The organism is Herbaspirillum seropedicae (assembly GCF_001040945.1).
Classification (GTDB): domain Bacteria; phylum Pseudomonadota; class Gammaproteobacteria; order Burkholderiales; family Burkholderiaceae_D; genus Herbaspirillum; species Herbaspirillum seropedicae.
This window is the reverse complement of record NZ_CP011930.1, coordinates 650,888-668,258: the sequence shown is the minus strand read 5'-3', so window position 1 is coordinate 668,258 and position 17,371 is coordinate 650,888. Positions and strand designations below refer to the sequence as shown.

Sequence of the window (17,371 nt, the reverse complement as noted above, 5' to 3'; positions counted from 1 at the left end):
GACGGACGGGCCGGTATTCTCGGGCGAGCCGGCGCGGGCTGGCCGGGCTCGGGGCTCGGGGCTCGGTATTGCGGCTTATTGTAATCGGCCTTCTATGGACGGGTATTCATTCCAGTGCAGCTTCTCGCGCAGGGTGTCGAAATAGCTCCAGCCCTGGGGATGCAGGAAGGTGATCTTGTGCGCCGAGCGGCGGATCACGATGCGGTCGCCATGCAGCACGCTGGTCAAGGACTGCATGTCGAAGTTGGCGCTGACCTCGCGCCCGGAGACGACCTGGATGACGATCTCGCAGGAATCCGACAGCGTGATCGGCCGGTTCGACAGCGAGTGCGGCGAAATCGGCACCATCACGATGCCATGCAGGCTGGGATGCAGGATCGGCCCGCCCGCCGAGAGCGCGTAGGCGGTCGAGCCGGTGGGCGTGGCCACGATGAGGCCATCGGAGCGCTGGTTGTACATGAAACGGCCATCGACCTCCACCCGCAGCTCGACCATGCCGGAGGTGGAGCCCCGCGCCACCACCACGTCGTTCAAGGCCAGGGCGCGGAAGATCTCGCCGCCCTCGCGATAGACCCGCGCTTCCAGCAGCGAACGCGACTCGGCCTCGACCTTGCCCTCCAGCATATCGGCCAGAGCCGGTATCATGCGGTCTTGCGCGATATCGGTAATGAAGCCCAGGCGACCCTGGTTGATGCCGATGAGCGGGACATTGTAGGGCGCCAGCTGGCGCGCGATGCCCAGCATGGTGCCGTCGCCGCCGACCACGATGGCCACGTCGGCATGCTGGCCGATCTGCTCGGTGGTCAGGCTGTCATAGCCTTGCAGCGCGACGTTCTCGGCGGTTTCCGCCTCGAATACCACGGTGTGGCCATGCGACTCTAGGAACACGGCAATGTCCGACAAGATCTGCGCAATGCCGACGGCCTGGAACTTGCCGACGATGGCGACGGTTTTGGGTACGGCTGCCTGAACGGGTAATTTGATGGGCCACATGCTGCGGATTAGACCATAATTTGAGATGACATTGTAATGAAACCAAGCGCTTCCACCCTGCCCGCCTCGCCGGCCGCCTCCCCCATCCAGGCGGTCCTGTTCGACCTCGACGATACCCTATGGGCCATCGAACCCGTGCTGGTGCGCGCCGAAACCCTGCTCTACGACTGGCTGCGCCAGCATGCGCCCGCCGTGGCGGCGGCCCACACCATCGCCAGCCTGCGCGAGCGCCGCATGGCGCTGATGCAGACCGATCCCGCCTACCGCATCAATCTCTGGAAGCTGCGCCATACGGCGCTCTCGGAGGTCTTCCGTGAACATGACGTGGACCTGGCGCTGGTCGACCCGGCCATGGCCCTGTTCTCTGAAGCGCGCAGCACCGTCGCGCTGTTCGACGACGTGGAGCCGGCCCTGCTGCGCCTGAAGGGCAAGCTCACCCTGGGCTCGGTCTCCAACGGCTTTGCCGATCTGGAGCGCATCGGGCTGGCCGGCCATTTTGGGGTCTCCATCGCCGCGCATCGCTTCGGCCGCGCCAAGCCCGACCCGGCCATCTTCCATGCCGCCTGCGAAGCGCTGCAGGTGGCGCCGGGCGCGACCGTCTATGTCGGCGACGATCCCTTGCTGGACGTGCAAGGCGCCCAGCAGGCGGGTCTGAAGGCAGTCTGGATGAACCGCTTCGGGCGCGTGCTGCCCGAGGACATCCGGCCCGACGCCGTCTGCCGCGACCTGCATGAGCTGCATGACTGGCTGGAGGCGCAATCCGCGGCATGACGAAGGGGCAAATCAGGCCATCGGCGCTGGTGGCGTCACTTTTTGCAGAATAAGCCGCTAGAATATGCACCATGCAACTCGATAACCGCGCCCGCACACTGCTCAAGGCCCTGGTCGAACGGTACATCGCCGACGGCCAGCCGGTCGGTTCGCGCGCCCTGTCGAAACTGTCGGGCCTGGAACTGTCACCGGCAACCATCCGCAACATCATGGCCGATCTCGAAGAGATGGGCTTCGTCGCCAGCCCGCACACCTCGGCGGGCCGCGTGCCCACGCCGCGCGGCTATCGCATGTTCGTCGATACCCTGCTCACCGTCGAGGCCATCGACGAAAGCGCGCTGGAAGGCCGCCTGCAGGCCCGCCTGCAACACAGCACCTCGCCCCAGAAGATCATCACCAATGCAGCCCAGGTGCTGTCGTCGCTGTCGCAGTTTGCCGGTGTGGTGATGACACCCAAGCGCGAATCGGTATTCCAGCAGATCGAGTTCCTGCGGCTCTCCGAAAAGCGCATCCTGCTGGTCATCGTCGACCAGGGCGGCGACGTGCAGAACCGCATGCTCCTCACCGAGGTCGATTACACCCCCAGCCAGCTGACCCAGGCCGCCAACTACATCAACCAGCACTACGCCGGCCAGTCCTTCGACCAGGTGCGCATGCACCTGCAGGGCGAACTGCGCCAGTTGCGCGACGACATGACCGCGCTGATGCAGGCTGCCGTCGAAGCCGGCAGCGACGCCATGAGCGAAGAGGCCGACAACAACGTGGTCATCTCCGGCGAGCGCAACCTGCTGTCGGTGACCGACCTGTCGTCCAACATGAATTCGCTGCGTCGCCTCTTCGACATGTTCGAGCAGAAGACCGGGCTCTTGCAGTTGCTGGATGTCTCCAGCAAGGCCACCGGCGTGCAGATCTTCATCGGCGGCGAGTCCCAGCTGGTGCCCATGGATGACATGAGCATCGTCACCGCGCCCTATGAAGTCAACGGCCGCATCGTCGGCACCCTGGGCGTGATCGGGCCGACCCGCATGGCCTATGAGCGCGTCATCCCTATCGTCGATATCACGGCCAAGCTGCTCTCCAGCGCCTTGAGCCAGCATTGAATCCGCAGGGCGGGCCGGAATGCAAAAAAGCCACGTGAGGTACACGTGGCTTTTTTCATATGACAGCGCGGAGAGCTTGCGTAGCGCTTATTTCTTCAGCTTCTTGCAGTTCTTGCAATGACCGTAGAGGGCCAGGGCGTGGTCGGCGATCTCGAAACCGTGCTCCTGGGCAATCTTCAGCTGACGCTTCTCGATCTCGGCGTCGAAGAATTCCTCGACCTTGCCGCAGTCCAGGCAGACCAGGTGGTCGTGGTGCGAGCCCTCGTTGAGTTCGAAGACGGCCTTGCCGGTCTCGAAGTGATTACGCTGGAGCAAGCCGGCCTGCTCGAACTGGGTCAGCACCCGGTAGACGGTGGCCAGACCCACATCGAGATTGTCGGAAAGCAATTGTTTATAGACATCTTCAGCGCTCAAGTGACGCACCGAGGTGTTCTGGAATATCTCCAGGATCTTCAGGCGAGGTAAGGTAGCCTTCAGGCCGCTGGCCTTCAGTTCGGATGGATTGTTCGGCATGGTAGAGTGGGTTCCCGGGTTTTGGACTGGTCTCAAACAGGCGCGCGGGTCCCGCGGGGAAGGCCTGGGGACGGTTCCGGCTGGCTGTGGAGAAGCCTTTTGCTGACGGAACGCACTCATGCCTATTTAAGAAGTAAGTTCTAGCTTATCATATAGTGCTTTAGGCTCATGGCTCAACCCGGTTGAAAACTTTATGCTCATGCTTTCCCGTCTGAAGTCCCGTCATCATTCCGCCGCAATCGGCCTGGCCGCCTTGCTGGCGCTGTCGCTGGCCGGCTGCTCCTCGACCAAGGCCCCGGACCAGGCTGCGGCCGACGCCCAGGGCGTGAAAGTGAGCGGCAAGAGCAACAGCCTGTTCGGTTTCCTGCGCCCCTACCGCATCGACATCCAGCAAGGCAACTTCGTCTCCCGCGAGATGGTGGCGCAACTGCGTCCGGGCCTCACACGCGACCAGGTGCGCTTCGTGCTGGGTACGCCGCTGCTGACCGACATGTTCCACACCAACCGCTGGGACTACGATTTCCGCCTGGCCAAGGGCAATGGCGAGATCATGACCAGCCGCGTGACCGTGTTCTTCAAGGATGACCTGCTGGACCATGTGCAAGGCGGCCAGGACCTGCCCACCGAGAGCGAATACCTGACCCTGATCACCGACGCCAAGGTCGGCTCCAAGGCGAAATTGACCGACGACGACGTCAAACCTGCCTCGCCCGTCGCCCCGTCTTCCGCCAACAAGTAATCCCGAGATTGTCATGACCGTATTGAATATCGCCGTGGCCGGCGCCTCCGGGCGCATGGGCCGCATGCTCATCGAAGCCATCCTCAACGCCGACGACCTCCAGCTGGCCGGCGCGCTCGACACCCCGACCTCCCCCAGCATCGGCACCGATGCCGGCCTGTTCCTGGGCAAGGCCACGGGCGTCCTGATCGAGTCCGACCTGGCGCGCGGACTGGCGAAGGCTGATGTGCTGATCGACTTCACCCGTCCCGAAGGCACCCTCAAGCATCTGGAATACTGCGCCGCGCATGGCGTGAAGGTCGTCATCGGCACCACCGGCTTCGAGCCCGAAGGCAAGGCCGCTATCGCAGCCTACGCCGAGAAGACCGCCATCATGGCCGCGCCCAACATGAGCGTGGGCGTGAACGTGACCATGAAGCTGCTGGAGATGGCGGCCAAGAACTTCTCGCACGGCTACGACATCGAGATCATCGAGGCCCATCACCGCTTCAAGGTCGATGCGCCCTCCGGCACCGCGCTGAAGATGGGCGAAGTCATCGCCGACGCGCTGGGCAAGAAGCTCGACGACGTCGCCGTCTATGCCCGCGAAGGCGTGACCGGCGAACGCGATCCCTCCTCCATCGGTTTTGCCACCGTGCGCGGCGGCGACATCATCGGCGACCACACGGTCCTGTTTGCCGGCATCGGCGAGCGTATCGAGATTTCGCACAAGTCCTCCAGCCGCGTCTCCTACGCCATGGGCAGCCTGCGCGCCGCACGCTACCTGGCCGACAAGGAAACCGGCCTGTACGACATGCAGGATGTGCTGGGCTTCAAGTAAGCCGAGCCCGGAACCACAGGAAATGCCCGACGCTGCCGCGCCCCACCAGGTCCGGCAGCGAATTTTTTTGGGGTCGGCCGCTCCAAGCGACTGCTCCGCGCTTCACTGTCATTGACTCCCTGCCGCGTCCGCGCGGCGTCTTTCCCGAAAGCACGCACCATGGAACAGAACATTGGATTTGCCCATTACTGGGCGCAAGGCGACGCCGTCTCCCACTCGGTCGCCTATCTGCTGCTGATCATGTCCATCGCCAGCTGGTACTACATTCTCTCCAAGGCCTGGGCGGCCTGGCGCATCCGCCGCGGCAGCAACGCCCTGGAGCGCTTCTGGCAGGCCCCGACGCTGGCCGACGCCACCGCCGCCATGCAGCGCCTGGACAGCGAACAGATCTACACCCCCATGGCCGAGCGCGCCGCCGAAGCTGCCGACATCGGCACCCGCCAGCAAGGCACGCCATCGCTGAACGCCGCCACCGATCCGGGCGAGCTGATAACGCGCACCCTGCGCCGTGAAATCAACCGCGTCTCGGCGCGCCTGGAACGTGGCCTGACGCTGCTGGCCTCGGTCGGCTCGACCGCCCCCTTCGTAGGCCTGTTCGGCACCGTCTGGGGCATCTACCATGCGCTGGTGGCGGTCTCGGCCAGTGGCACGGTGCAGATCGACAAGGTCGCCGGTCCCGTGGGCGAAGCGCTGATCATGACCGCGCTGGGCCTGCTGGTGGCCATTCCTGCGGTGCTGGCCTATAACGCCTTCACCCGCATCAACCGCGTGGTACTGGCCGAACTGGACGGCTTCGCCCATGACCTGCATGCGTATCTGACCACCGGCGAGCGCGTCGGCGGCGTGCGCCGCTAATGCGCCCGGGGAGCACATCATGAGTTTCGGAGGATTCAACGACAACCAGAACTCGGCCCCGATGGCCGACATCAACGTCACCCCCATGGTGGACGTGATGCTGGTGCTGCTGGTGATCTTCATCATCACCGCGCCCATGTTCACCCACGCGCTCAAGCTGGACCTGCCCACTGCGCAGTCCGCCCCCGCGCCGGAAAAGCCGGAGACCATCACTCTGGGCATCGACGCGGCCGGCAAGCTGTACTGGAACGACCAGCCGGTCTCCAGCGAAGAACTCGATGCGCGCCTGACTGCCGCGGCGGGCAAGCAACCGCAACCGGAACTGCAACTGCGCGCCGACAAGTCCACCCGCTACCAGACCATTGCCGAAGTGATGTCGGCCGCGCAGGGGGCGGGGCTGAGCAAGCTGGGCTTCGTCACCGATCCCAAAACGCCGGCGCACGTGCAAGAAAAGAAAGAGAACTGAGGAAGGAAACCTGATCCATGGCCACCGTACAACTGGCGGGCGACCGCATCACCGACTGGGACAGCTTCCATACCGAAAGCGCGCAAGCCTTCGGCTTCCCCGATTTCTATGGCCGCAACATGGATGCCTGGGTCGATTGCCTGTCCTACCTGCGCGACGATGAAGGCATGTGCCGCTTCAAGCTCAAACCCAAGGAAGTGCTGACCATCGAGATCAGCCACAGCGCCGACCTGCACAAGCGCCTGCCGGACCTGGTGGAAGATGTGGAATTCTGCTGCACGGCCATCAATGACCGTTGCGAGGATTACGGCGAACCGCCGGTGATTGAACTGGTGTGGAAGTAAGGACCTTCTTCCCGCCCTTGATGCTTGATGCGATGACGACCGTTCGGCCTGAGTAGCGGCATAGCCGCGTATCGAAGGTTCGCCGACGGCGCGCCCTTTCGACAGATTCAGGACTGGCTTCGACACGGCCCCAGGGGGTGCCTGCTCAGGTCGAACAATGCCTGGCACATCAAGATCATTGATCTGCTTGACCGCTCAATCAACCAATCAACCAATCAACCAATCAACCAATCAACCAATCAACCAATCAACCAATCAACCAATCAACCAATCGATCAATCGATCAACTCATCCCCGTCATAGAACGGATAAGGCCCCTCGAACTCCCCGATGAAGGCCGTATGGCTGACCAGGCTCCTGGCCGCCTCATCCCACCAATGCAACTGGAACCCCGGCGGCTCCATCACGAAGCAGGACGGCGCCTGCGCATCCAGATCCAGCTGGACCTGGTGCGATACGCCCGGACAAGTCGTCGCCAGCGTGCCGCCGAAGCGACGCTGGATGGATCGGTGCAAGTGCCCGCACAGGATGCGCTCCACCTGCGGATGCTTGCGCACCACCGCCTCCAAGGCCTGCGGATCGGCCAGCCCCATGTCATCCATGTGGCCGATGCCGGTGGTAAAGGGCGGATGATGCATGGCGATCACGGTGGGCCGCTGCGCTTGCTGCGCCAGCACCTCATCGAGCCATTGCAGGCTCTGCGGTGACAGTGCGCCGCCGCTCTGGCGCGGAATCACGGTATCAAGCGCGATGATGCGCACCGGATGATCCTCGATCACGTATTCGATGCGCTCTCCCCCCTGCTGCAGATAGGCATGGTCCGGGAAAGCCGCGCGCAGCGCATTGCGCTCATCATGATTGCCCGGCAGCAGGTAGTAAGGCATGGCCAGCGGCGCCAGCAGTTCGCGCAGGCAGGCATATTCCGAGGGCTTGCCGAAATCGACCAGGTCGCCCGTGATGACCAGCGCATCGGGCCGCTGCTTCAGGCCGTTGACCTGAGCCACGCAGCGACGCAAGCTCTCGGCGGTATCGACCACGCGATAGGATTTCTTGCCGTCGGTCTTGATGTGCAGGTCGGAAATCTGTCCCAGTATCATGCGGTCTCCTTCGCGGCGCGCGGCGCCATGGTCACCAGCGCCGTGGCCGGCACGCGGATGGCGATCTGCTGCCCGGCTTCCCACCAGCCGCGGCGGCTGGTCTCGGCGATCACCGGGCGCTCTGCGCCAATCTCGATTTCAAAGCGGGTGCGGTCACCCAGGAAAAACGTGTTGATCAGCTTGCCGCGCAGGCAATGCGCATCGGCTTCGGTGATATCGATCACCTCCACATCTTCAGGCCGGAACAGCGCCTGCGCCGGCTGTCCCGCCACCGCATCCGGCGGCAGCGGCAAGGTACCGGTAGGCAACTGCAGGCGGTCTCCCGCCACGATACCATCGACCCGGTTCATCGCGCCGATGAACTCGGCCACGAAGTCATTGGCGGGATGATAGTAGATCTCCTGGGGCGTGCCGATCTGCGAGATCTTGCCGCGCTCCATGACCACGATGCGGTCGCCCAGGGCCATCGCCTCGCCCTGGTCATGGGTGACGTAGATGGCAGTAATGCCGAGGCTGCGCAAGAGCTTGTTGAGATCGCTGCGCACCGCTTCGCGCAGCTTGGCGTCCAGCGCCGTGAGCGGTTCATCCAGCAGCAGCACGCGCGGCTCCATGGCCAGCGCGCGCGCCAGCGCCACACGCTGCTTCTGGCCGCCCGAGAGCTGGTCCACGCGGCGGTGCGACAGGCCTTGCAGATGCACCATCTCCAGCAGGCGCTCGACCCGCTCGGCGCGCTCGCCGGCGGCGATCTTGCGGATCTTCATGCCATAGGCGATGTTCTCGCCCACGCTCATGTTGGGAAACAGCGCGTAGTTCTGGAACACCATGCCCACCCCGCGTTTCTCGATGGGTAGCATGGTCACGTCTTCCTCGCCGAACAGCACGCGGCCGCCCTCGTCAGGAAACTCCAGGCCAGCGATCATGCGCAGCGTGGTGGTCTTGCCGCAGCCGGAAGGCCCCAACAGGACCAGGGTTTCGCCCGGATGGATCTGCAGGTCCAGCGGCTGCAGCGCGCGCGTGCCATTGGCAAAGGACTTGGCGCACTGGGAGAGACGGATAGAGACGGCTTCTTGATGGGACTTCATAGACTGACTTTCTTGCGCGTTGCCTGGGTCGCCCACTGCATGCCGATCAGGAGCGGAATGATCATGAAAAAGAAGATCAGCGTATACGCCGATCCCACCTCCAGCCGCATCGATGCATAGGCATCGGCCAGGCCCACCGGCAGGGTCTGGGTCAACGGCGTGTGCAGCATCCAGGTGATGTTGAATTCACCGATGGACAGCGTCACCACCATCAGCGCTCCGGCCAGGATGCCCGAGGCGGCATTGGGAATGACGATGCCGAAGAAGCGGCGCATGCGTCCTGCGCCGAGACTGGCGGCGGCTTCTTCCAGCTGGGCCAGTTGCGAGGACTGCATCACCGCCAGCACCGGGCGCACCATGAAGGGCAGCGTGAAGATCACATGCCCCACCAGAATAAACCACAGGCTGGCGCGGAACTCGCGGTACTGGCCATAGGCCATGATCAGCGCCAGCGCGGTGGCCAGGCCCGGCACGGCCACCGGCATCATCAGCAATTCCTCGATCACGCGCGCCAGGCGGCTGTTGCCGCCGCGATAGCGCGCCAGCATGTAGGCCAGCGGCACACCGGCGGCCAGCGTCACCGCCAGGCAAGCCAGTGCGATGAAGAGCGAACGCCAGATGGTGGGCTGGTACATCTCCCACACCTGGGCCACCCAGCGCAGCGTCAGGCCGCTGGACAAGCCGACGAAGAAATTCTCGGTCACGCCGGCCAGCATCGACAGCACCACCGGCACCACCAGGAAGGCGCACACCAAGAGCGTAAAGCCCAGTTGAAGATAGAAACGGAAACGATTCTGCATGCGCTGCTCCTTAAGCCGCCGCCGCGACGCCGCTGCCGGTGAGCGAGCGCGCCAGCGCCAGCACGGCCCAGGTGATCACGCCCAGCACGATGGACAGGGAGGCCGCCGTAGCAAAGTTGGCATAGCCGGTAAATTCGTTATAGATCGTCATGGGCAGCACATCGATGTTGGCCGCCAGCGTGAAGGCCGTACCGAATGCACCCACGCTGGTAGCAAAGCAGATCGCGCCCGACGAGACCAGTGCCGGCAGCAATGCGGGCAGCACCACATGCAGCAACACCTGCCAGGGCCGCGCACCCAGCGAACGGGCCGCTTCTTCCAGCGAAGGATCGAGCTTCTCGGCGGCCGCCACGACGGTGAGGATCACGCGCGGAATCGAGAAATACAGGTAACCCAGAAACAAGCCCGCCAGTGAATACGCAAATACCAGCGATTCACCGAAGAGCCCGTTGGTCAATGCACCGATGAGCCCTTGACGCCCGGCCAGCATGATGACCATGAAGCCGACCACCACGCCGGGGAAAGCCAGCGGGAAGGTCAGCATGGCCAGCAGCAGCGCCTGGCCAGGAAAGCGATGACGTTGCAGGAACAAGCCAACGAAGACCGAGATGGCCAGGGTCGCTGCGGTGACCGCCGCCGAGAGCGCCAGCGTGGACACCAGGCTGGCAAAGTAATGGCGGTTGGTCAGCACCGACAGGTAGGCCATGGCGCCATCGGGACCGGAGGCGCCCACGCCCACCAGCCGCGCCATGGGCAGCAGCCAGAAGGCGCAGAACAGCGTCAGGCCCGGCACGGCGAAGCACAGCCACACCTGATTGCCCGCCCGGCGTGGACGGCTGGCTGGCGGGCGGGCTGGCCTGGCCGAGGTGGGAAGAACGGTTTTCATGCTTGCTCCTGCGCCCTGCATTTATCGCACTTCAGCCAGGTAGCGCTCGCCGAACTTGCGCTGGGCTTCGGCCATCTTGCCGTAGTCCACCGACTTGGCGCGGGCATATTCGGCAGCCGGCAGGAAGCGCGATTCGGCTTCCTTGGACATGGCCGAGGCGCGCACCGGACGCAGGTAGGCATTGGCCCAGATGGCCTGGCCCTGGTCGGACAGCAGGAAGTCCAGCACCTTCTTAGCCTCAGCCTGGTGCGGCGCATTCTTCACCAGCGCGACCACGTAGGGCACGGTCACGGTGCCTTCGCTGGGGATCACGAAGGCCACGTTGGCATGGTCCTTGTACTTGGCGCGGTAGGCGTCGAAGTCATAGCCCAGCAGGATGGGGATCTCACCCGAGATCAGGCGTGCATAGGAAGTCTGCTTGGGAACGATGGGCTGGTTCTTCTGCAGGTTCTTGAAGTAGCCGATGGCCGGCGAGAAATCGTCCAGCGTGCCGCCCAGCGCCTGGTTGATCGCCACCGCACCGACATAGCCGACGAAAGCCGAGGCCGGGTCGAGGTAACCGATCAGGCCCTTGTACTCTGGCTTTTGCAGGTCAGCCCAGGACTTGGGGACCGGCTTGCCCTTCAGGGCGTCGACATTGACCATGATGCCCATGGTGCCGGAGTGGATGGTGAACCAGTAACCGTCCGGGTCCTTGAGGCCATTGGGAATGTCGTTCCAGTGCGCCGGCTTGTAGGCGGCGACCAGGTCCTTGTTCTTGGCCTCGATGCCGAAGGACACGCCCAGGTAGGCGAAGTCCGCCACCGGGCTGGCCTTTTCAGCCGTCAGCTGGGCCAGGGCCTGGCCGCTGTTCTTGTTGTCCGGCGGCACGGTCACGCCGGTCTTTTCCTTGATGGCCTTGATCTGGGCTGCCCAGTCAGCCCATTCGGGCGGACAGTTGTAGCAGATCGCGGTCTGGGCCTGGGCGGCCAGGGAAGCCGACAGCAACAGCGCGCCGGCAGCGGTTTGAATAACACGTTTGAGGAACATGTCAGGTCCTTTCCTATGGGTTGAATAACAAAAGTACGACAGGGAAATCAGCAATCCACGCCCGTGGCGGGAAGCGCGACCGAGCCCCCGCTGCGCACGGCGTGGGGCAGGATGTGGCGCAGCCAGGACGCGCTCAGCGCGAGGTCGGGCGCGGCAGCGGCTGCGGCGCTCGCATTGCGTTCGATGGCCTCCACCAGCACGCGCAGGGCGACCTCGCCGATCTGTTCGGAGGGCTGCACCACGCTGGCCAGCACCGGCTCCATAAGCGCCCCCACGGGGATGCCGTCGAAGCCCATCACCGAGATATCGTTCGGCACCTTCATCCCCAGCGCGCGCAGGTCGCGCATGGCGCTCATGGCCAGCAGGTCGTTGGAGCAGAACAGCGCGGTCGGACGTTGACGCGGATCGGCCATCATCTGCTGGTAATCCGCCGCGGCGGTGAGGGTGTGGCGCTCGACCTCGATGACCGCCATGGGCGCGAGACCGGCGGCGCGCATGGCGTCCAGGTAGCCGTAGTAGCGCTGCATGGCGCGGTCGGAAGCATTGAAGCGGCCCGAGAGCATCTGGATGCGGCGATGGCCCAGCCCGATCAGGTGCGCCACCGCATCGCAGGCGGCGGCGCGGTTGTCCACCGACACCGAGGCGCGCGCCGGCGCGGCCGTCTGGTCAGTGCCGAGCTGGTTGTAGGCCAGCACGAAGGGAATACGCTCGCGCTCCAGCAAGTCCAGCGTGGCATTGGCGCTGGCGTCGGCGACGGTGAGGATCATGCCGTCGACCCGATGGCCCAACAGCAATTCGACAGCCGCCGTCTCTTCCTCCGGCAGGTATTCGGTGGTGGTGAACATGACCGAATAATCCAGCGCCCGGGCAGCCAGTTCGATGCCCTGCAGGCATTGCGCAAAGACCGTGTTGGACAGCGTGGGCACCACCACCCCCACCGTGCGGGAATTGCCGGCGCGCAAGTTACGTCCCGTGAAATTGGGGCGGAAGCCCAGTTCGGCGATGCTGCGATGGATCTTCTCGGCCGTCTCCGCGCTCACGGAGCCCGGCTTGTTGAGCAGGCGCGACACGGTGGCGATGGACACGCCCGCCAGATGGGCGACTTGTTTGATCGATGGACGCACGGCAGACCCAGGGCAATGAAAACGATTTCATGATGCCCATCGTTTGTTACCCCTTCATGACCACAAGCAAGCCCCAAGGCCTGCCAATTTCGGGCAAAAGACCCAAAAAAATTGTCGAATCGAAATTATTCGATATTGAATAGGAAATATTTCGACTTCCAACACGAAGTATTTCGATAGTGGTTTCATAGCGGCTCGAGGGGACAACCCTGAAGCGCCCTCTCGACGGAGGCCGCGCCCCACCGGGCGCAGCCTCTGGTTGCTTCGCTGCTCACCCCTGTTGCCGCCCTGCACTGGCGCAGGGGTTTTTGCCCGCTCCCTTTCCGGGGGGCGGGTTTTTTTCAGGCAGGACAACACGACGATGGCGGGCGCCCCAGCGCCCATGCCCCCGGGACTGCCGCGCCCGGGTGGCGAGCCGGTATAATGCAGGGTTTCGAATTGCAATCCCTTCCCAACCGCATTCCATCCGTATCAGCCCGTCATGCAAGATAAATACAGCCCAGCCGAAGTCGAACAGTCCGCACAGCAGCACTGGAACGCCATCGACGCCTACAAGACCGTCGAAAACGCCCGCGACAAGCAGGGCCGCGACAAGAAGAAGTTCTACGCCTGCTCGATGCTGCCCTACCCCTCCGGCAAGCTGCACATGGGCCACGTGCGCAACTACACCATCAACGATGTGATGTACCGCTACCTGCGCATGAACGGCTACAACGTCCTGATGCCCATGGGCTGGGACGCCTTCGGCATGCCCGCCGAGAACGCCGCCATGGCCAATGGCGTGCCGCCGGCGCAATGGACCTATTCCAATATCGACTACATGAAGTCGCAGATGCAGTCCATGGGCCTGGCCATCGACTGGTCGCGCGAGATGACCGCCTGCCGTCCCGAGTACTACAAGTGGAACCAGTGGATGTTCCTGAAGATGCTGGAGAAGGGCATCATCTACAAGAAGACCGGCACCGTGAACTGGGACCCGATCGACCAGACCGTGCTGGCCAACGAGCAGGTCATCGATGGCCGTGGCTGGCGCTCGGGCGCCGTGATCGAGAAGCGCGAGATCCCGATGTACTACGCCAAGATCACCGACTACGCCGACGAGCTGCTGGAACACGTGGAGACCAAGCTGCCCGGCTGGCCCGAGCGCGTGCGCCTGATGCAGGCCAACTGGATCGGCAAGTCCACCGGCGTGCGCTTCGCCTTCCCGCACCAGATCAAGGGCGCGGACGGCCAACTGATCAACGATGGCAAGCTGTTCGTCTTCACCACCCGCGCCGACACCATCATGGGCGTGACCTTCTGCGCCGTAGCCCCGGAACACCCGCTGGCCACGCTCGCCGCAGAAAACGACCCGGCCCTGCAAGCCTTCATCGCCGAATGCAAGCAAGGCAGCGTGATCGAAGCCGACATGGCGACGATGGAAAAGAAGGGCATGCCCACGGGCCTGTTCGTCACCCACCCGCTGACCGGTGACCAGGTTGAAGTCTGGGTCGGCAACTATGTGCTCATCACCTACGGCGACGGCGCCGTGATGGGCGTGCCGGCGCATGACGAACGCGACTTCGCCTTCGCCCGCAAATACAACTTGCCGATCAAGCAGGTCATCGGCGTGGAAGGCAAGACCTACTCCACCGAGGCCTGGGAAGAATGGTACGGCGACAAGGAAGCCGGCAAGACCATCCACTCCGGCAAATACGATGGCCTGGGCTATCAGGCGGCCGTCGATGCAGTGGCCGCCGACCTGGCCGCACAGGGCCTGGGCGAGAAGAAGGTGACCTTCCGCCTGCGCGACTGGGGCATCTCGCGCCAACGCTACTGGGGTACGCCTATCCCCATCATCCACTGCCCGGATTGCGGCGACGTCCCCGTGCCAGAGAAGGATCTGCCGGTGGTACTGCCGGAAGACTGCGTGCCCGACGGCAGCGGCAATCCCTTGAACAAGCACGAGCAATTCCTCAAGGTCGACTGCCCTTGCTGCGGCAAGCCGGCCCGCCGCGAAACCGACACCATGGACACCTTCGTGGATTCGTCCTGGTACTACATGCGCTATACCTCGCCGGGCAGCAACGAGGCCATGGTCGACTCCCGCAACGATTACTGGATGCCCATGGACCAGTACATCGGCGGCATCGAACACGCCGTGCTGCACCTGCTGTACGCGCGCTTCTGGACCAAGGTCATGCGCGACTTCGGCCTGGTCAAGTTCGACGAGCCCTTCACCAACCTGTTGACCCAAGGCATGGTCCTGAACGAGACCTACTATCGGGAGGACGCTGCCGGCAAGAAGACCTGGTACAACCCGGCCGATGTCGACCTGTCCTTCGACGACAAGGGCCGCCCGGTCTCGGCCGTGCTGAAGGAAGACGGCCAGCCGGTCATGATCGGCGGCACCGAGAAGATGTCCAAGTCCAAGAACAACGGCATCGACCCGCAAGCCCAGATCGACCAGTACGGCGCCGACACGGCCCGCCTGTTCACCATGTTCGCTTCGCCGCCGGAACAGACCCTGGAATGGTCCGGCGCCGGTGTCGAAGGCGCCAACCGCTTCCTGCGCCGCGTCTGGGCGTTCGGCTACAACAACGCCGCGCGCATCAGCGCGGCAGGTGCGGTCGATGCGGCCCAGCTCGACGACAGCCTCAAGACCCTGCGCCGCGAAGTGCACAAGGTCCTGCAGCAGGCCGACAACGACTTCAAGCGCATCCAGTACAACACCGTGGTCTCGGCCTGCATGAAGATGCTCAACACCCTGGAAGCGGCCAAGCCGGCTGCCGGCGCGGCCGGTGATGCGGTGATTGCCGAGTGCTTCTCGATCTTCCTGCGCGTGCTGAACCCGGTGGCTCCGCACATCACCCATGTGCTGTGGCAGGAACTGGGCTATGCCAAGGCGCAGGGCGACATCCTCGACGCCGACTGGCCGCAGGTCGACGCCGCTGCGCTGGAACAAAGCGAGATCAAGCTGGTGGTGCAGGTCAACGGCAAGCTGCGTGGCGAAGTGACGGTGTCCAAGGATGCCGACAAGGCCGCCATCGAGGCCGCTGCCCTGGCCAACGAGGACGTCAGGAAATTCCTCACCGGCGCGCCCAAGAAGGTGATCGTGGTGCCCGGCAAGCTGGTCAACATCGTCGCCTGATCCGGGCCAACCCAACCGACCGATATCCATGCACGCTCAAGTCCAAATCAAGCGTTTCCCGCAATGGCTGCTGATGGTGGCCGCCGCCGTGTTGCTCTCGGCCTGCGGCTTCCACCTGCGCGGGGCAGCCGACCTGCCCTTCAAGACCATCTACCTGGGCTTCCCGCCCAATTCACCGGTAGGCGTGGAACTGAAGCGCAACATCCAGGCCAGCGGCGCCACCGTCGTCGATGACGCCAAGGAGGCCGAGGCCAACCTCAAGGTCCTGGCCGATTCGCGCGACCGCCAGGTGCTGACCTTGAACACCAATGGCCGCGTGCGTGAATACGCGCTGTTCCAGAACTTCAGCTTCTCGGTCACCGATGCCAAGGGCGCGATCATCATCCCGCCCACGGCCATCACCCTGCGCCGCGTCATCACCTATGACGAAAACCAGGAACTGGCCAAGCAGGCGGAAGAAACTCTGCTCTACCGCAACATGCAGTCCGACCTGGTGCAGCAGATCCTGCGCCGCCTGTCGGCGTCCAAGACGGCCATCAAGAACGAGAAGGCTGCGGCCGACTCGGATTCCTGATCCGGCCCGCTGCGCCATGCAACTGCGCCACGACTCCCTGGACGCCCATCTCGGCAAATCGCTGGCGCCGCTCTACGTGATCGCCAGCGACGAGCACCTGCTGGCGCTGGAAGCGGCCGATAAGATCCGCCGCAGCGCCCGCGCCAACGGTTATACCGAGCGCGAAGTGCTGGTGGTGGAGCGCAGCTTCAAGTGGGGCGAACTGCTGGCGGCCAACCAGTCGCAATCGCTGTTCGGCGACAAGAAGCTCATCGAACTGCGCATCCCCACCGGCAAGCCCGGCAAGGATGGCGGCCAGGCGCTGCAGGATTACGCCGCCAATCTCTCGCCCGACAACCTGACCATCATCAGCCTGCCCAAGCTGGACTGGGCCACGCAGAAGGCGGCCTGGGTCGGCGCGCTGCAGCAGGCGGCGGTCTATATCGACATCCCGCTGGTGGAGCGCCCCCAGTTGCCCGGCTGGATCGGCAACCGGCTGGCGGCCCAGCAACAGAGCGCCGACCGGCCCTGCCTGGACTTCATCGCCGACCGCGTGGAAGGCAACCTGCTGGCCGCGCACCAGGAAATCCAGAAGCTGGCCCTGCTCTACCCGGCCGGCCAGCTCAGTTTCGAACAGGTGCAGGACGCCGTGCTCAACGTGGCGCGCTACGACGTCTTCAAGCTCAACGAAGCCATGCTATCGGGCGACATCGCGCGGCTGACGCGCATGATGGAAGGCTTGAAGGGCGAAGGCGAAGCCCTGCCGCTGGTGCTGTGGGCCGTCACCGAAGAAATCCGCACACTGCTCAAGCTCAAGTCCGGCATGGCCCAGGGCAAACCCGTGGGCGCGCTGTTGAAGGAATACCGCATCTGGGGCCCGCGCGAACGCCTGATGGAACCGGCCCTGCGCCGCATCAGCCTGGCCGCGCTGGAACAGGCCCTGCAGGAAGCCGCCCTGGTGGACCGCATGGTCAAGGGCCTGCGCGCCCGCAGCTTTGCCGGCGACCCGTGGGACGCCCTGTTGCAGCTGGGCCTGAAGCTGGCCCGCGGACGCTGATTCAACCACATC

General features: G+C 64.0%; 18 protein-coding genes. 10 read left to right on the top strand and 8 right to left on the bottom strand.

Annotation, left to right across the window (positions count from 1 at the left end):
- Positions 1 to 75: 75 nt before the first annotated feature.
- Entirely contained in the window at positions 76 to 993 is a 918-nt protein-coding gene (locus tag ACP92_RS03055) for an NAD kinase (RefSeq protein WP_013232648.1), read from the bottom strand.
- 36 nt (positions 994 to 1,029) lie between these two features.
- Here ACP92_RS03055 and ACP92_RS03050 point away from each other — a divergent pair, with 36 nt between their 5' ends.
- Positions 1,030 to 1,764 carry an HAD family hydrolase gene (locus tag ACP92_RS03050; RefSeq protein WP_013232647.1) on the top strand — a complete coding sequence of 245 codons (735 nt, stop codon included), beginning with the start codon at positions 1,030 to 1,032 and terminating at the stop codon, positions 1,762 to 1,764.
- A gap of 71 nt (positions 1,765 to 1,835) precedes the next feature.
- Entirely contained in the window at positions 1,836 to 2,864 is a 1,029-nt protein-coding gene (hrcA, locus tag ACP92_RS03045) for a heat-inducible transcriptional repressor HrcA (RefSeq protein WP_013232646.1), read from the top strand.
- Between the two features lie 87 nt (positions 2,865 to 2,951).
- Here hrcA and fur read toward each other — a convergent pair whose 3' ends face one another.
- A complete protein-coding gene (gene fur, locus ACP92_RS03040; RefSeq protein WP_013232645.1) occupies positions 2,952 to 3,377 on the bottom strand; it encodes a ferric iron uptake transcriptional regulator in 426 nt (141 codons plus the stop codon).
- A gap of 193 nt (positions 3,378 to 3,570) precedes the next feature.
- Between fur and ACP92_RS03035 the strand changes: the two genes are divergently transcribed.
- From ACP92_RS03035 to ACP92_RS03015, 5 genes are all read left to right on the top strand, one after another.
- Positions 3,571 to 4,116 carry an outer membrane protein assembly factor BamE gene (locus tag ACP92_RS03035; protein WP_013232644.1) on the top strand — a complete coding sequence of 182 codons (546 nt, stop codon included), beginning with the start codon at positions 3,571 to 3,573 and terminating at the stop codon, positions 4,114 to 4,116.
- A gap of 13 nt (positions 4,117 to 4,129) precedes the next feature.
- Positions 4,130 to 4,936: a 4-hydroxy-tetrahydrodipicolinate reductase gene (gene dapB / locus ACP92_RS03030; protein WP_013232643.1), complete on the top strand. Its 807-nt coding sequence runs from the start codon at positions 4,130 to 4,132 to the stop codon at positions 4,934 to 4,936.
- Positions 4,937 to 5,095: 159 nt separating this feature from the next.
- Positions 5,096 to 5,791 carry a MotA/TolQ/ExbB proton channel family protein gene (locus tag ACP92_RS03025; protein WP_013232642.1) on the top strand — a complete coding sequence of 232 codons (696 nt, stop codon included), beginning with the start codon at positions 5,096 to 5,098 and terminating at the stop codon, positions 5,789 to 5,791.
- A 19-nt stretch (positions 5,792 to 5,810) separates the two neighbouring features.
- A complete protein-coding gene (locus ACP92_RS03020) occupies positions 5,811 to 6,257 on the top strand; it encodes an ExbD/TolR family protein (RefSeq protein ID WP_013232641.1) in 447 nt (148 codons plus the stop codon).
- Positions 6,258 to 6,274: 17 nt separating this feature from the next.
- Positions 6,275 to 6,601, top strand: a complete 327-nt coding sequence (locus tag ACP92_RS03015) for a barstar family protein (RefSeq protein WP_013232640.1) — start codon at positions 6,275 to 6,277, stop codon at positions 6,599 to 6,601.
- A gap of 275 nt (positions 6,602 to 6,876) precedes the next feature.
- On the opposite strand, the gene ACP92_RS03010 is transcribed toward ACP92_RS03015, so the two are convergent.
- From ACP92_RS03010 to ACP92_RS02985, 6 genes are read right to left on the bottom strand one after another with little or no spacing between them, the layout of a single operon-like run.
- Positions 6,877 to 7,698: a phosphodiesterase gene (locus ACP92_RS03010; protein ID WP_013232639.1), complete on the bottom strand. Its 822-nt coding sequence runs from the start codon at positions 7,696 to 7,698 to the stop codon at positions 6,877 to 6,879.
- Complete coding sequence (locus ACP92_RS03005; RefSeq protein ID WP_013232638.1) at positions 7,695 to 8,780, bottom strand: ABC transporter ATP-binding protein; 1,086 nt, start codon at positions 8,778 to 8,780, stop codon at positions 7,695 to 7,697. The genes ACP92_RS03010 and ACP92_RS03005 overlap by 4 nt, the downstream gene beginning before the upstream one ends.
- Entirely contained in the window at positions 8,777 to 9,580 is an 804-nt protein-coding gene (locus ACP92_RS03000; protein ID WP_013232637.1) for an ABC transporter permease, read from the bottom strand. The genes ACP92_RS03005 and ACP92_RS03000 overlap by 4 nt, the downstream gene beginning before the upstream one ends.
- 10 nt (positions 9,581 to 9,590) lie before the next feature.
- Positions 9,591 to 10,466, bottom strand: coding sequence for an ABC transporter permease (locus ACP92_RS02995; RefSeq protein WP_013232636.1), 876 nt, complete (start codon positions 10,464 to 10,466; stop codon positions 9,591 to 9,593).
- A gap of 21 nt (positions 10,467 to 10,487) precedes the next feature.
- Positions 10,488 to 11,495 (bottom strand): ABC transporter substrate-binding protein, encoded by a 1,008-nt coding sequence (locus ACP92_RS02990; protein ID WP_013232635.1) that lies wholly within the window; start codon positions 11,493 to 11,495, stop codon positions 10,488 to 10,490.
- 47 nt (positions 11,496 to 11,542) lie between these two features.
- Entirely contained in the window at positions 11,543 to 12,619 is a 1,077-nt protein-coding gene (locus ACP92_RS02985; protein WP_013232634.1) for a LacI family DNA-binding transcriptional regulator, read from the bottom strand.
- A gap of 481 nt (positions 12,620 to 13,100) precedes the next feature.
- On the opposite strand from ACP92_RS02985, the gene leuS reads away from it, so the two are divergent.
- The 3 genes from leuS to holA are packed head-to-tail and all read left to right on the top strand — an operon-like array spanning position 13,101 to position 17,359.
- Positions 13,101 to 15,749: a leucine--tRNA ligase gene (gene leuS, locus ACP92_RS02980; RefSeq protein WP_013232632.1), complete on the top strand. Its 2,649-nt coding sequence runs from the start codon at positions 13,101 to 13,103 to the stop codon at positions 15,747 to 15,749.
- 28 nt (positions 15,750 to 15,777) lie between these two features.
- The gene (locus ACP92_RS02975; protein WP_013232631.1) at positions 15,778 to 16,323 is read left to right on the top strand and encodes an LPS-assembly lipoprotein LptE; all 546 of its coding nucleotides are present in this window, start codon (positions 15,778 to 15,780) and stop codon (positions 16,321 to 16,323) included.
- Positions 16,324 to 16,339: 16 nt separating this feature from the next.
- The gene (gene holA, locus ACP92_RS02970) at positions 16,340 to 17,359 is read left to right on the top strand and encodes a DNA polymerase III subunit delta (RefSeq protein WP_013232630.1); all 1,020 of its coding nucleotides are present in this window, start codon (positions 16,340 to 16,342) and stop codon (positions 17,357 to 17,359) included.
- Positions 17,360 to 17,371: the final 12 nt, after the last annotated feature.

Coding starts and splice junctions, on each gene's coding strand:
- ACP92_RS03020 (WP_013232641.1), top strand. CDS start 5,811: ATGAGTTTCGGAGGATTCAACGACAACCAGAACTCGGCCCCGATGGCC.
- holA (WP_013232630.1), top strand. CDS start 16,340: ATGCAACTGCGCCACGACTCCCTGGACGCCCATCTCGGCAAATCGCTG.
- ACP92_RS02995 (WP_013232636.1), bottom strand. CDS start 10,466: ATGAAAACCGTTCTTCCCACCTCGGCCAGGCCAGCCCGCCCGCCAGCC.
- ACP92_RS03050 (WP_013232647.1), top strand. CDS start 1,030: ATGAAACCAAGCGCTTCCACCCTGCCCGCCTCGCCGGCCGCCTCCCCC.
- hrcA (WP_013232646.1), top strand. CDS start 1,836: ATGCAACTCGATAACCGCGCCCGCACACTGCTCAAGGCCCTGGTCGAA.
- ACP92_RS03015 (WP_013232640.1), top strand. CDS start 6,275: ATGGCCACCGTACAACTGGCGGGCGACCGCATCACCGACTGGGACAGC.
- dapB (WP_013232643.1), top strand. CDS start 4,130: ATGACCGTATTGAATATCGCCGTGGCCGGCGCCTCCGGGCGCATGGGC.
- ACP92_RS02975 (WP_013232631.1), top strand. CDS start 15,778: ATGCACGCTCAAGTCCAAATCAAGCGTTTCCCGCAATGGCTGCTGATG.
- ACP92_RS03005 (WP_013232638.1), bottom strand. CDS start 8,780: ATGAAGTCCCATCAAGAAGCCGTCTCTATCCGTCTCTCCCAGTGCGCC.
- leuS (WP_013232632.1), top strand. CDS start 13,101: ATGCAAGATAAATACAGCCCAGCCGAAGTCGAACAGTCCGCACAGCAG.
- ACP92_RS03000 (WP_013232637.1), bottom strand. CDS start 9,580: ATGCAGAATCGTTTCCGTTTCTATCTTCAACTGGGCTTTACGCTCTTG.
- ACP92_RS03035 (WP_013232644.1), top strand. CDS start 3,571: ATGCTCATGCTTTCCCGTCTGAAGTCCCGTCATCATTCCGCCGCAATC.
- ACP92_RS03055 (WP_013232648.1), bottom strand. CDS start 993: ATGTGGCCCATCAAATTACCCGTTCAGGCAGCCGTACCCAAAACCGTC.
- fur (WP_013232645.1), bottom strand. CDS start 3,377: ATGCCGAACAATCCATCCGAACTGAAGGCCAGCGGCCTGAAGGCTACC.
- ACP92_RS03025 (WP_013232642.1), top strand. CDS start 5,096: ATGGAACAGAACATTGGATTTGCCCATTACTGGGCGCAAGGCGACGCC.
- ACP92_RS03010 (WP_013232639.1), bottom strand. CDS start 7,698: ATGATACTGGGACAGATTTCCGACCTGCACATCAAGACCGACGGCAAG.
- ACP92_RS02990 (WP_013232635.1), bottom strand. CDS start 11,495: ATGTTCCTCAAACGTGTTATTCAAACCGCTGCCGGCGCGCTGTTGCTG.